Source organism: Sphingobacterium puteale (assembly GCF_003627955.1).
Lineage (GTDB): Bacteria > Bacteroidota > Bacteroidia > Sphingobacteriales > Sphingobacteriaceae > Sphingobacterium > Sphingobacterium puteale.
In genome coordinates this window covers 167076-180899 of sequence record NZ_RBWS01000006.1, presented here as the reverse complement: position 1 = coordinate 180899, position 13824 = coordinate 167076, and the positions used below count along the sequence as shown (strand labels likewise).

10 protein-coding genes are annotated in these 13824 nt (G+C 43.4%); all 10 read right to left on the bottom strand.

What is annotated here, in order from left to right:
* Positions 1 to 91 precede the first annotated feature (91 nt).
* Entirely contained in the window at positions 92 to 2212 is a 2121-nt protein-coding gene (locus D7322_RS28910; protein ID WP_245971288.1) for an endo-1,4-beta-xylanase, read from the bottom strand.
* Positions 2213 to 2231: 19 nt separating this feature from the next.
* Complete coding sequence (locus D7322_RS08065) at positions 2232 to 2591, bottom strand: MFS transporter (protein ID WP_245971287.1); 360 nt, start codon at positions 2589 to 2591, stop codon at positions 2232 to 2234.
* Between the two features lie 25 nt (positions 2592 to 2616).
* Entirely contained in the window at positions 2617 to 4683 is a 2067-nt protein-coding gene (locus D7322_RS08060; protein WP_220700036.1) for a hypothetical protein, read from the bottom strand.
* A 126-nt stretch (positions 4684 to 4809) separates the two neighbouring features.
* Positions 4810 to 5583 (bottom strand): hypothetical protein, encoded by a 774-nt coding sequence (locus tag D7322_RS08055; protein WP_121123036.1) that lies wholly within the window; start codon positions 5581 to 5583, stop codon positions 4810 to 4812.
* 12 nt (positions 5584 to 5595) lie between these two features.
* Positions 5596 to 6972, bottom strand: a complete 1377-nt coding sequence (locus D7322_RS08050) for a glycoside hydrolase family 43 protein (protein ID WP_245971286.1) — start codon at positions 6970 to 6972, stop codon at positions 5596 to 5598.
* 6 nt (positions 6973 to 6978) lie between these two features.
* Positions 6979 to 8538, bottom strand: coding sequence for a glycoside hydrolase family 43 protein (locus D7322_RS08045; protein ID WP_183078639.1), 1560 nt, complete (start codon positions 8536 to 8538; stop codon positions 6979 to 6981).
* A 28-nt stretch (positions 8539 to 8566) separates the two neighbouring features.
* Complete coding sequence (locus D7322_RS08040) at positions 8567 to 11023, bottom strand: glycoside hydrolase family 95 protein (protein WP_183078638.1); 2457 nt, start codon at positions 11021 to 11023, stop codon at positions 8567 to 8569.
* A 104-nt stretch (positions 11024 to 11127) separates the two neighbouring features.
* Positions 11128 to 11961: an alpha/beta hydrolase gene (locus tag D7322_RS08035; protein ID WP_121123030.1), complete on the bottom strand. Its 834-nt coding sequence runs from the start codon at positions 11959 to 11961 to the stop codon at positions 11128 to 11130.
* A 12-nt stretch (positions 11962 to 11973) separates the two neighbouring features.
* Positions 11974 to 12933, bottom strand: coding sequence for a transketolase family protein (locus tag D7322_RS08030; RefSeq protein WP_121123028.1), 960 nt, complete (start codon positions 12931 to 12933; stop codon positions 11974 to 11976).
* A gap of 28 nt (positions 12934 to 12961) precedes the next feature.
* Positions 12962 to 13819, bottom strand: coding sequence for a transketolase (locus D7322_RS08025; protein WP_245971285.1), 858 nt, complete (start codon positions 13817 to 13819; stop codon positions 12962 to 12964).
* Between the last annotated feature and the right edge of the window lie 5 nt (positions 13820 to 13824).

The following is a 13824-nucleotide window of genomic DNA, read 5'->3' as shown; positions in this document are numbered from 1 at the left end:
TTACTAAATGCGGAAAGCAAAATAAAACTATTGGCAAGAAGAAGCGCAAGCGCATGATATAGGTCATTCGCGAATTCAACAAAATCATTATTTAGGAGGATAAACCATTTATAGGTTTGATATGTCCGTTTTCATCATATTCAATTTCAACAACTTTCATACTTCTTAGCCAAGTTTTTCCGCCCGACGGAACGGAATCATGGTAAAAAAGGTACCATTTGCCCTTGAACTCCAAAATACTGTGGTGAGTCGTCCAGCCTACAACTGGGGATAGAATAACGCCCTGATAGGTGAATGGTCCATAAGGATTATCTCCTATTGCGTAACAAATTAAATGGCTATCACCCGTGGAATAAGAAAAATAGTACCTTCCCTTATATTTATGCATCCAGGACGCTTCAAAAAATCGTTTTTCGGTATCCCCTTGTCTTAAGGCCGTACCATTTTTATCCAAGATGACAAGATCACGCGGTTGCTCGGAAAATTCAAGCATATCGGCAGATATCTTAACGACCTTTGGCGTTAATGCCGGTTCATCTGCCTTAGGCAATTCATTTGGTACAACAATTTTATTATTTCGATAAAATTGAAGCTGCCCACCCCAGATACCGCCGAAATAGAGATAATAGCATCCATTCTCATCTTTAAACGCACAGGGATCGATGCTGTAACTTCCCTTGATCGGATCAGACTGCGGTATAAATGGCCCGTAGGGTTTGTCCGCTAATGCAACACCAAGTCTAAAAATATCGTTTTTGTCTTTCATGGAAAAATACATGTAGTACTTGCCATCTTTCTCAGTAACATCTGAATCCCAAAGTTGCCGGCCGGACCAAGGAATATCTTTTACATCCAATACTTTCCCGTGGTCAACGACTTCGTCCTGCACATCTTCCAGTGAAAAAACATGGTAATCTCGCATGTCGAAATGATCGCCATTGTCATTTTCAGGAATACCACTCTCGCGGTCATGAGATGGATAAATATAGATTTTATTTTCAAAAACATGGGCCGATGGATCAGCCATATAGTCACTTGGATATAAGTATTTACTTTTGTTCATTTTCTTTATTACTTTTTTTTGAGTCAATCCTATAATATCTTTTACAAATGGTTTGGGCTGATAATGACGGTCAAACAAAAGTGGGTAATCCGTACGTCCCGGAATAGGCCAGCCGTTCTTCCATGAATCGCCATCACCAACGCCCCATAAGGTCACACGGGATATTTTATCTTGATGCTTGAGATATAGGTTAAAAAAGTCAACATATCTTTTGCCAAGTTCCGCCATCTTGCCCGGAGGCAATCCTTTTTCATAGGGGTCTGTTTCTTTACTGTAGGCATAGCGTTCTCCAATTTCTGCGCCCATGTTGGGTCGAATATGTGGAAGCACAGAAATATCCATCTCAGTCACCATAACTTTCACACCGAGGCCTGCAAACCCCAAAATGGTCTTTTCAACCTCTTCCAGTGGCGGATTGTCCAGCGCATTATGCTCCTGCATACCAATCCCACTTATATGTCCGCCGGCTACCTTCACCTGTTGTACCATAGCCATAATTCCTTTTCGCTTTTCGGGAATGGCCGTTGAATAGTCATTATAATACAATTCAGCGTTAGGGTCCGCCTCATGGGCAAATTGAAAAGCCAATTGTATAAATTCTGGCCCAATAATCTGATAAAATTTGCTTTTACGCCATTCGCCATTATCCAATATAGCTTCATTCACGACATCCCACCCAAACACGCGACCTTTATAGCGGGAAACGACAGTTTGTATATGCTTACGCATACGTTCAATCAACACCTCGCGAGATACATCTTTTCCTTTTTTATCAACAAAAAACCAAGCTGGTGTCTGTGAATGCCAGATTAATGTATGGCCAATAACTTGCATTTTGTTCTGTTCTCCAAATGCAACAAAACGATCCGCGTCTTTAAAATAAAACCGCCCTTCCTGAGGCTGCAAAAACATACTTTTCATGCAGTTCTCAGCGACAATGGAATTGAATTGTTTTTTGACGACAGCTACAGCTTTAGTGTCTCGCTCCCATATCTGATCAAGGTTGAGTGCCGTGCCTATAAAAAATTTATCTTTAAAAACCTCTTTCAACGTCAGTGAATCAGGCTCCCGATTCATACCTTGCATAGCTGGGGAGACAGGGTTAAAGCCCATTAAGGCTACTACGGCCAAAACTATAGTTTTTAGCATATTCATGATTTATTTTTGATTAGTAATTAACTTTGGATTCTATCTCTCGATTGATCTTATCTATAGTAGCATCATCCAACTCATATTTGGAAATCACATACATCGCCAACAATAAAAGTATCGCAGGAATAACAGCTAACAGCCATTGAATTCCCTTTTCCGCCATGTCCGATTGTGTCACTACATTATCTTTATCAAATGCCACATAAGCCAATACCAATCCCGGAACGATCCCACCCAATGCCATCCCGGTTTTGTAAAAAATACCTGTCAATGCATTGACAATTCCGGATATGCGTTTGCCGATTTTATATTCACCATAGGATATTACCTCAGGAACAAGGGAATATAGATCCCCTCTCCTTACACGGAACTTCAAGTTCGACAAATTACCATTGATCTATTTATTCTGTAACATATTTTATCAGATAGCTTTTCATCTGTCCTTTGTAAACACAGTCAACTTGGGCATAATCTGCCAATGAATTCGCCTGTCTGACCGTAATTTTCACTTCAGGATTAACTGATGATGCTCTCACAATAGGGATATTTTTACCTTTAACTTGAATAGGAGAAGCGACCTCGTAAGTATTGTAACCAATGATACCATTCTCATCGGTGGACCGAATTGGTAGAGAAGGCAATTCAAGTTTTTTGCCATTTACAATAATATCTACCGTTGGCGATATTGGACGTACAATTTTCTTATCTTTCGAACTGAACCCCAATCCGATAAAATCAAAGAGTGGTTTGCCTTCCTCTCCTTCGGCCACCAGATATAGCGCATGCTTGCCCTCCAGATGATCAACGTATTTTGAAACATCAACTGTTACTTGTGTTACTTCAGGTTTGGAATTAGCCGAAATGACTATTTGGGCAATCTTTTTTCCTTTCCAGACATCATTATCCCAAGGACCATCCAACCACACATTTACTTTAAACGCACTTGGTGTTTTTGGAGCGATAAACAGATCGAAAGCGGTGCGATTTCCTACTTTCGTACCACTAAAAGCTTTCAATCCAAACTTATCCTGATCAAGACCACCGAAGCCAAAATATTTAAAACCGACAATATTTCCATTTTTCATATTAGTCACTGGCATATGATTGTCCCAGATATCCCATGAATCCTGCTGTAGGCTGATATCTGAAAGATAACAGGCATATCCGGCAGAATAGTACTTGTAAGGATCTAACCCATAAAAATGGAATCCTTCGGATGTAACCTCTGCGCCTTTATATTCCTTTCCTTGCGCATCCTTAACGGTCGTGTTTGCATGGTAAGGGTTAAAGGCACGAATGGAAACCATCCCTCCTTCTTTTACAGACTTTTCATCCCATTCCACTTTAATAGGCTCTACCACAGCCTGTCTGGCAAAACCAAATCCCCTTGGCGGTCTATGATAAAAGACATACCATTGTCCATTGATCAATTCAATACTGCCATGTGTATTGTGACCTGCATTACTGGTTTCAATCCCCGAACCTTCTCGATTCAATACTGGAGCTCGGGAGTCTACCAATACGCCACCGCTCTTCCACGGCCCTAATGGTGAATCTGCGACGGCATAGCGTAAAGTCGAGTTGGAGCTACCGACGCCATATTCAGGCCCAGAATAGCCACTGTATACTGTGACAAATTTATTACCGACCTTACGAATCGAAGAGGCTTCAAAGAAATTAAAAGTACCCAAATCTTCTCCAGAAAAAATGTTGGGATAAGAAGTTCCTTTGGGATCACGTAACTCACCATATCGCGCACTTGCCGGCAATAGATAATTAATAATCTCAGTTCCCGGTCGCAGCGAAAACATTGTTTTCTGATCCAGCTGCGCTGCCATGGATCGTTGAAATCCCCAAAACCCATAAGCTCTGAAGCCTATTTCGAAATCGGGATCGTTCGGATCGGTAACATACTCAATGTATACTGCGGGATCAAATCCCAAGATACTTCCTGGCAGAGTACGTCTACCGTCCGCAGTCAGATTCACCGGTTTAAATGGACCATTGGGTCTATCTCCTTTAACGACCATGGCTTCACGATGTTCGCCCCGACTATGTGGGAATAAATAATATTCTTTCTTTCCATCTTTTCGTTTGACCTCCACAAGATCCGGAGCATACATGACGTCCCATTTACCGTCCATCGGGTAGGTAAAAATCGCCCCTTCATCACGCCAGCTTGTCAAATCCTCAATAGGTGCCGACCACATCCGAATGTCGGGTCCACAATAACTTGTAAAACGCAGATCGTGTGAACCAATGATATAAACGCGGTATTTTCCGGGCCGATCCGGATCTTCAAAAACACGGGGTTCGCCATCAGGAAGATGCTCCCAAAGTGGCAAGTAGGGATTACCGATAGATTGATGTACAAAACCTTTACTTAAATCCTTCACGACATTTTGTTGTTGTTGTCCTACCACCATTGTCGTCGACAAAATTCCTACGACGGATAATACAAATACCATTGTCCTTTTTTTTAAGACAATATTTAGTCCTTTCATAAAATTGAATAAATTAGTTACTTAAATTGCTGAATTATATATTGTTCGTTACTCTTTCGAATTGACGTATCTGATTAAATTAGATTTATCCTACCAATTATCGGTACGGAAAGTTGTTGCCAATAGCCCCTCTTTATTGATCAGATTTGCGTCTACAGGATTACGACGTGCCGCTATGAATATTCGCCTTGAATCGTCAACCTGCAACCGATACATTTTATCTGACGTGAAACCACCGTCCAGCCCATCCTTCCGCAAGCGGATCGTTACCGTGTTGTCCCCTTTATGGAGGATACCTGCTGATACATCATACACCCGCGGAGGATAGCGATAGCTGGTTGCCCCAACAAAATGGCCATTGATGTAGACTGAATCGCTATCAATAAGGGTCTCCAGAACACTATTTTGTGTCGGGACTTTAAAATAACGGATCATATGATTATTCGAGACGGCGATTTCCGGAAATCGCTCTACAAGTCGCTGGATCGGTGTTTCCATATTGGACTGACCTGAGCAGAGCCATACATCGCCGATCAGAATATCCCTGATGACCAGTCCGTTGATCTCCATGACGTAGGGGCCAACATAATGCTGTTGCGGCATGGTCAGCTTCCACTTGCCGTCACTGCCGGCCTCAGTATAGTAATATACCCCCCGAAAACGGTGGGTTACCTTTTCTCCTTTTGTAGCCCAACCCCAAATATCGAGTTCAGTACCTCTTTGGAGCACCATTTGGTCGCTAACAAATGAAGGGAGACGTATTTTACCAAAACTTGGCAGTAATACCAGTAACAAAACAATGAACAGCGTCACAGGGCGCCAACAGTGAGGCATAAAAAAGAAAGTTCCAGCGCTATCAGTCATATAATTTTTCCTTTATTTTCCAAACTTCCAACAATCGAAAAAAAGAATATTGGATGGAGCCTTACCTTTAAAGACAAAGTACAGGTCGTGAACTCCTGTCACCTTGTTGGCAAGCAGAGTGTCTACCGTAGTCCATCTGTCATCTCCACCCGTCATTGGAACTTCTATCGTCGTTAGAATGGGACCATCCACTGCGTTTGACCTCACCTCCATACTGACACCACCATTATGTGTTGTGCCTACCCGCGCGAAGAAACTCGTCGCTCCCTCATCGCCAAAGTCAACATTCTTCACACAGGTGAAAGCGCCATCTTTTTTTGCCTTTACAAAAACACCCACCTTTTTATTTTGGTAGGATGTAACGTGTTCGGACCAGGCAATCGTTTCAGCCTGATGAAGTTCATAGGGATTCACTTTGCCGGTTGCTTGAGTAATTCCAGTCGTCATTTTCATTGGATCTATGCTGCCGTCTGGATTAAAGTTCAGTTCCTGAACAGCGACAGATCGCGTAAAGCCACCCCCTCCAGGTAAGGCCCCATTATGGTAAAAGAAATAGGTTTTCTCTTTAAAATCGACAACGCCGGGATGATTTGTGAATGCTTTTCCTTCCGCGGGCATGATTATACCACCGTACTTCCAAGGTCCCTCGGCTTTATCGCTTGTGGAATAACCAATAAATTCAGGCAAAGGACCTCCCGGCCAAAAAAGATAATACAAGCTATTTCTTTTATACAACCAAGGCCCTTCCTCATAGGTCGTAGGCCGCTTCGGGTCGCCCTCCCTCTTTCCAAACGATGCTGCAGTCATCGGGACCTCAACAATATCACCTTTATAGGAGATCATATCTTCATTCAGCTTAACATATTTCAGCTGAGGATTACCCCAATACATATGAGCTTGGCCGTCATCATCAATAAACACAGTAGGATCGATATCTCCCCATTCGCTTTGCAGTAATGGTTTTCCCAAAGGATCATAAAATGGTCCCAATGGGCTATCTCCGACAGCAACGCCGATCGCACCTCGATTGTTCACTTTGGAAATAACAGGTACATAAAGATAAAATTTACCATTTTTTTCAACACATTGCGCCGCCCAAGCATCCCCTTTTGCCCATTCAAAATCTGTATAAGAAAGAATCGCACCATGATCGGTCCAATTCAGCATATCATCGGTTGAATACACACGCCAATTGTTCATGTTAAACCAGGTGGATTCTTCTTCATCCTGTGTAGTATACAGATAAAGTCGGTTGTTATACACCAAAGGTGCCGGATCCGCAGTATAAGCAGTCTGCACAATGGGATTTTGTGCCTTTAATGAACCTATCATAACCAAGAATAGGAGCAACAATCCGAATAGGGATTGTATAAAAAATCGTTTCATCATATCATCTTAATTTGCGGTCAAATGGAAATAATCAAAATCTACATAGCCACCAGCGGCTTTAGCCGCATAGTTGAAGAGTCCGAACCGATAGCCCATAAAATGAGGGATGGTATAACTCATTTTTAAATCATTACCTATCCTGTTCCAATTGCGCCCATCGGTACTATAAAAAAATTGAGCGAGATCTCTTTTGTTTGTAAAATCACAGCTTGCTTTAAGATAGATACGCTGCTGTTTGAGGCCGACCTTGGCCACCTCCTGTGGTACGCCTGTCGTCGCATTGATCATCACCAATGATTTCGCATTTCCTTCCATACGGACCCCAACTAACCCATAGTTTTTTTGCAAAAGCGATAGGCCTGCAAAATCACCATCTTTCATGTTAGAAACCTCTATCGCGATAGCGGCACTGCAAGTCGGCCCGACGGTACGCTGGGTAAGGGTGTTTTTGGCCGAGAGAAAATCATCGGTACGATCGCCAGTATGCATTCTCAAAAAACCCGGGCGCGCTGTTACAGACCATAAATTGTTGTCTGGATTATGGTTCCATTGCCACACCAGAGGAAGAGCCTCATCTCCGGGTTTCCGGTTAAAATCATCGGAGTTAACGATTCCGGGCATTAAACTTTTATTTGCAGGTAGATTTAAGGTAGCCGGCACTTTTCCGCCGATACCGAGCACGGGCCATCCATCTTCCCATGTGACAGGGACCAAAAACGGAATACGTCCTACAGCACCATAATCCTGAAAAAGATACGCATACCATTTTCCGTCGGGCATCTCAATCAGCCCCCCTTGGGCCACACCTTGATCCTGCAAAACCACTTTCCCTTCATACGGACCTTCCAGTTGACTTGCCCGATGGACAATCACCGTGCGCATTCCTCCAGCGGGCCATGAAATATTAAAAAGGTAATAAAAGCCATTGATCTTAAACATTTGGGACCCCTCAGCCGGCAAACCCACTTTACCTTCTTTAGGCTTAGCAGGTAAAGAAGCATCATCTAATAACACGCGTTCTGTCCCAGCTTTAATGCCTGAAAAGTCGGGCGACAATTCGGCAATATGGATACGTCCGCTACCCCAGATCATATAAATTTTTCCTTGGTCAAAGAATAAACTATGATCGTGCATCATCGGGCTAAACTCGGTAGAAACCCAAGTTCCTCTCTCAATATCTGCCGTGCGATAGATATGTGTTTTACCTGTATTGGAAGAAAATGTACTTACATAGTACTGCCCCTCATGAAAGCGTAAACTGCTTGCCCAGGAACCGTGCCCATACGCATTCTTCTGATTCGACAAATTGAGTTCATCCTGATCTCCAAGGCGATCATACACATAATTAACCAAAGTCCAATTGACGAGATCTTTGGATTTCATTATCGGAACCCCGGGGCTCATATGCATGGTGGTGCTGCTCATGTAATAGGTATCACCAACACGTATCATGGACATATCAGGTACATCGGCAAAGATGATTGGATTACGGGCTTGCTGCGCTAATGAATCCAAAAATAGGATCATAAAGCAGCAGATAAAAGCACTAATTTTAATTCTTAACATAGTAAAATGATTAAATGATCACATGAATTCAGTAAGCCGTCAAAGTGTAGTATTTCCCGGGTACGGTCAGCACATCGTATTCGTAATAGTGTGGTAATTTAATTCCTTTCAGATGTGATTCAGCCGACTGGATAGGTTTTGGTGTTCGTATTGAAGCGAGAAGAGCATTGCTCAGATGACCTTTTGCGAGCTGAATTCCAGGCCCTTCCAATGCCGAAGCTGTACGAAGCCGCAACTTACCACCTAAGGCAGAAAATACCCTAACTTCCTTTATCTTTCCTTTTTCCCACTGCATTTCAATTTCAAATCCCCCACGTGCCTTTATGCCTTTTACCCATCCCTCGCCCCATCGGTCGGGAATTGCTGGCAGGAGATGCACAGCACCATCGTGACTTTGGACCAGCATTTCTGCCACACCTGCTGTTAGCCCAAAATTACCATCTATCTGAAATGGAGGATGTGCTGTAAAAAGATTAGGATAGGTACGTCCCTCTGGATGTTTTTCATCAGAAAGGGTCAGCATATTTTTTATAATTTCGTACGCATGGTTTCCATCCAAAAGACGGGCCCATAGGTTTATTTTCCAGCCGATCGACCATCCTGTTGCGAAATCCCCTCGATAAATCAATGAATTACGAGCTGCTTCAAACAATTCAGGTGTGCCAAAAGGTGAAATTTGGCTCCCTGGAAATAAGCCATATAGGTGTGAAATATGCCGATGTTGATTTTGGGGATCATCCACATCTTCCATCCATTCTTGTAGCTGGTTATATCGACCAATATGCATCGGTGGAATACGGCGAGCCGTACTTAGCAATGTATCCCTGTAGCTAGAATCGATACCCAGAACGTCTGCAGCCAAAGCGGTACGAGTGAGCATGTCATAACACAGCTGGTTATCCATCGTCACCCCTGCAGAGAGTGGGCCTTGTTCGGGCGAAATTGAAGGACTCAAGACAAGCCATTGCTGATCTGGATATCCACGATGTACGCTAAGTGTAGACAAAAGAAAATCACAAGCCCCCTTCATAGCGGGGTAATATTGCTTCAAAAAGAAACGATCTCCCGTAAAAAGGTAATGCTCCCATACATGTTGCGACAACCACAGCCCACCACTGGGCCACATTCCAGCTGCTGCAAAATCAATAGGACTCGTCACACGCCAAATATCTGTATTATGGTGAGCTACCCAACCGGATGCATTATACATTGTTTTTGCCGTTTCTCTTCCACTTTCACTGAGTTCTTTAATCATAGAAAATAATGGCTGAAGGGTCCCGGAAAGGTTAGTTACATTCGCAGGCCAATAGTTCATTTCCGTGTTAATATTGATCGTATATTTACTGTCCCAAGCGGGCTGCATGGAGCGGTTCCAGATGCCCTGCAGGTTAGCAGCTTGGCCACCTGGCTGCGAAGAACAGATAAGCAAATATCGGCCGAATTGAGCCAATAGGGTCACTAGCGCTGGATCCTGTGTACGGGCAAAATTTTCAATTCGTGTTGAAATAGGCTGTTGCTGTTCATTGTTGACGCTGCCCAAATGCAGCTGAAAACGGTTGAACTGCTTATTGTAAGCGGTTTTATGCTGCTGAAAAGCGAGCTGATAATCCTTACTCATTGCCTTTTGCAACCTTTCCGTGGCCTCCTTGAAGGGATCCGATCCCAACTGTTTATAATTTTTGAAATTACTCGCAATTGAAATATAAAGACGAATGGAAGTAGCATCCTCTATAGTAATCGATTGGTCCTCGACAACTAGCTCTCCATCCGTAAGGTTTACGCCAGCATGGATCTGATAAACAACCTCGCCTTTAACCCCCTCATGATCAGTCCCCCGTCCTTCTAAAACAAGTCGATCACCGCTTTTAAAAATAGTATGCTTCGACTCATTCTCATACGCCAAGGTACAGCTGAGTTTCCCTTTCTTGCTCGATCGGATCTGCATTACGATCACATCATCAGCAAATGAAGTGAAAACCTCCCTGGTATATGTTACCCCATCTACTGTATAATGAGAACGCGCTACAGCGTGCTCGATATCCAGTTCACGACAATAGTCCTGATAGTTGTCATGCCCCGGAAATCGGAGCAGAATATTACCGGCAGTTTGATAAGGCATGCCATGGGTCTTTGTAAAGAAAGTTTCATTTGCAAGCTTTTCAGCTTCAGCTGATTTCCCGTCAAATATATAATCCTGAATAGTTTTTAATGCCCTACCGCCTTTGGGATTATCGTTCCGATAAGGTCCACCCGCCCAGATAGTTTCCTCATTGAGCTGCATGCGTTCACACGATGGAATTCCATAAAACATAGCACCCAACCGACCATTTCCTAACGGTAAGGCCTGCTCCCATATCTTCTCATCAGCTGGCCGATCATACCATAGGGTTAAAGCCGACTGCTTTTGCGCAAACAAAAGTGTAGTATGCAATGTTATGATTCCAATGAATGTGATAATATGCTTCCAAATAAGGTGTTTAATCATTTCTCTTCATCCTATTTTTACCGTTTCGACCTAAACCACCGACTTATCCACGTTAAACCCAGCCCGGCAAAATGTGTACTATTTTATTCCTAATTAAAAAGTGTTTATTTTTTATCCTTAAATAGCAATTGCGAAACATTATACAGGTCATTTTTCCACACATTGAAATCATGTCCTCCAGGCTCAAGATAATAAATATGAGGTACCCCATTTTGCAAAAGGTATTCATGCGTACGCTTACTTATATGAAGCAAGCCGTCCTGGTCGCCGCAGGATATCCAAAGTAGTTTTAGCTTGTCTTTAGCATCTTGCGGATCAGGGAGCAATTCTTGCGGCATCTTCGTATTGGGCGCAGAAGAAAAGCCCCCTACCCAGGCGAACGTGTCGAGATGATCCAGTCCAAAATTCAGCGCCTGACCGCCCCCCATCGATAATCCAAAAATCGCACGGTGTTCGCGATCTTTGATAATGGGAAACTGATTTTCAACATAGGGAATAAGGTCATTGAGAAGATCTTGTTCAAAAGTCGAAAACGCTGCAACCCGATCAGGTGCCATCACATTACCACCAGCACGATCATCCTTCATGGCGCGGCCATTCGGCATAATCACCAGCATGGGTTCCATCTTTCCCTCGGCATATAGATTATCAAAAATAACCTGCGGGTTTCCATGTCTGAACCATTCCCTTTCATCCCCACCTATTCCATGCAGCAAGTACACTACAGGATATTTTTTTGCAGCATGATATCCAGGCGGCGTATAGATTAAAGCTTTTCTCGTTACTCCAACAGTTTTTGAAGGATACACTAGTGAATCTATTTTTCCAGTTGAGGCCAATGCTCGCTCAAGATCAAATCCTTGTGGAGCAGCCTGCTGCGCTTGAGCGATTATGCTGACGGAGAAAACACACCATAGTGTGCAGATTATCTTTTTCATATTATAAATAGTTTACACCTCTTTCCTTTTAAGTACCCGCAACGCCGCTGCTACGATCGCGTCTGCATTCAGGCCATATTTATCCATCAATGCACTCGGTGGCCCCGATTCTCCGAAGCTATCATTCACAGCCACATATTCCTGCGGCCTAGGCATTTTCTTTGTCAGCAATTGTGCGACACTATCGCCAAGTCCACCGATACGATTATGTTCTTCAGCGGTAACGACACAACCGGTTTTAGCAATAGAATTCAGTATGGCATGTTCATCCAAAGGTTTGATGGTATGGATATTAATGATCTCGGCGTCAATACCCAAAGCTTCCAACTCTTCGCCCGCACGGATGGCTTCCCACACCAGATGCCCTGTCGCCAATATAGTCACTGCCGTGCCTGGATTCAGCATCACGGCTTCACCAATCACAAATTCCTGATCTTCGGGCGTAAAAACCGGCACCACGGGACGACCAAATCGAAGGTAAACTGGCCCCTTGTATTTAGCAGCAGCTAGTGTTGCGGCCTTCGTCTGGTTATAATCGCAAGGATTGATAACAGTCATTCCAGGAAGCATTTTCATCAATCCGATATCTTCCAATATTTGATGGGTCGCTCCATCTTCACCCAAGGTCAGACCAGCATGCGAAGCTGCTATTTTTACATTTTTATCCGAATAAGCAATTGATTGCCGAATTTGGTCGTATACTCGCCCAGTCGAAAAATTAGCGAATGTTCCTGTGAAAGGTATTTTTCCACCGATGGTAAGTCCAGCTGCGATTCCCATCATATTTGCCTCTGCAATCCCAATCTGAAAAAAGCGTTCAGGAAAGGCTTTAATAAAATCGTTCATTTTTAGCGAACCGATCAGGTCAGCACATAGTGCGACCACATTTTCATCCTGCTTTCCTGCTTCAAGCAAACCGGCTCCAAATCCCGAACGCGTGTCTTTTGACTCTGTATATGTATATTTTTTCATGATAATCTATTTCAAAATCCTTTGCGTATTAGCCGATATAATCCCCCAATGTTTCTGCATTCTGATTTAAGGCCAAGCTTAGCTGCTCATCGCTGGGAGCAATGCCATGCCATTTATGTGAACCCATCATAAAGTCAACGCCATTACCCATTTCTGTATGTAGCAACACCATTACTGGCATGCCTACGCCAGTTGAAGCTTGAGCTTTTCGAAGTCCCGAAATCACTGATTCAATATCATTTCCTCGCATAATTTCAATAACGTTCCAACCAAATGCCATCCATTTTCGCGGTAGATCGCCCAACGAGAGCACATCATTGGTAGCGCCATCAATCTGAGCGCCATTGTAATCTACAATGGCAATCAAATTGTCCATTTTGTTGTGGGCGGCATACATAGCCGCTTCCCATACTTGGCCTTCCTGTAATTCGCCATCCCCCATCAATACATACACTAAATGATTGTCATGGTTTAGCTTTTTAGCCTGTGCAGCACCAATAGCAACAGAAAGTCCCTGTCCTAAAGACCCTGAAGCAACACGAATACCAGGAAGTCCTTCGTGCGTTGTGGGATGCCCCTGAAGGCGCGAATTAAGTTTTCTGAAGGTAGATAGTTCATCGACCGGAAAATAATCTGCCCGTGCAAGAACGCTGTAAAACACCGGAGATATATGTCCATTGGAAAGGAAAAATAGATCCTCTCCTATACCGTCCAAGTCAAAATGGTCGTTTCGCCGCATCAATTCGAAGTATAAACACACCAACAATTCGGTACAACCCAACGATCCTCCGGGATGTCCTGACTGGCATGCATGCACCATCCGGATTATATCTCTCCGAACTTGCTTAACAATAGCTTCTAAATTATGTATACTATTTTTTGTCATGACCA